General features: G+C 29.2%; 1 protein-coding gene. It reads left to right on the top strand.

Features of this window, described 5'->3' with window-relative positions; all coding sequences use genetic code 11:
• A partial coding sequence (locus tag GFU89_RS23210; RefSeq protein WP_318849378.1) for an acyl carrier protein occupies window positions 1-208 on the top strand: 208 nt, incomplete at its 5' end.
• Window positions 209-1138 lie beyond the last annotated feature (930 nt).

Raw genomic sequence — 1138 nt, 5'->3', positions numbered from 1 at the left:
CTTCTTTGATTTGGGAGGAAACTCTTTATCAGTAATTAAGTTTAAAGCGATAATAGTTAAAAGATTCAACCTGGATTTGAATGTATCAGTGACTTTTAAACTGAATAATGTGAAAAATATAGCGGAATATTTAGATTTAATTGCTAGTAAACAGGAAGTTACAAATGAAAAAGATGACGATAACGAAAAGGATGTGTTGTTTTTTTAATAGTAAAGTAGAACAAGGACTAAAAAAGAAGATCATAAAAAACTTACTTTTTATGATTGCAATTAAATAAACCAATTAATAGCAGCCTGAATTAATCAAAGCATGCTAGCATAGCCTTTTACAAAAAATAAAAAGTTTAAAAATTTTATAGAAAATTATAAGTGCCTCCTCTGGAAAACAGAACGGAATTTGACACTAAAATTAAAGAATGATTAAATAATTTTAAGGTAAAAAAGTAAATTCAGTGAGAATCAAATTTTGACAATTGTTCAATTCGAGAAGCTTTCGAATATTTAATATTATTGATGACCACAATAGGGAAACAATTTGTATTGAAATTGAGTTTTCCATTGGAGCAATACATATAGTGGATTTGTTGGAATAGACGGTAAAAATACTGCTGATAAACTCAAGATCATATAGACATATAAGGGTCCTGAGTTTATCAGCAGTGTTTTTACGAACTAGTACTGGTGTCATGAACATAGAATCGAGATAAGATGTATCCAACCAGAGAAACCTGTTCAAAATGCTTTTGGAACGTTTCAAAAGAATCTATAGAACGAAAGTTCTGGATGCAAGATCTTCAATAATTTGATAGAAGTACGGGAAATAGTTTAGAACATTACAATAACTATAGACCCTATGAAAGATTAGTAAATCTACATCCAATGAATTATTTGTTGTAAGAGGAAAGCTTACCAATTCCTGATCCCAGTGATGATTTTCCTCCCTTTCAATAAAAAAAATTACAATACCAACAGCATTGGAATGAGAATTTTTATATTTTTACAAAAACAATGGCTTAAAAAATATCCAGCGTTTAGGGAGACTTACAATTTTTATACATTTACAAAAAACAACGGCTAAAATCTGTCCAAAATTTTTGGGGACTTATGAAAGGAAATGAAATCTTTAATAGCGCCTATT

The sequence above is a fragment of the Chryseobacterium sp. JV558 genome (assembly GCF_033712365.1).
In the GTDB taxonomy this organism is placed as follows: Bacteria; Bacteroidota; Bacteroidia; order Flavobacteriales; family Weeksellaceae; genus Chryseobacterium.
The sequence above is the reverse complement of the archived record's forward strand: the minus strand, read 5'-3'. Positions and strand labels throughout refer to the sequence as shown.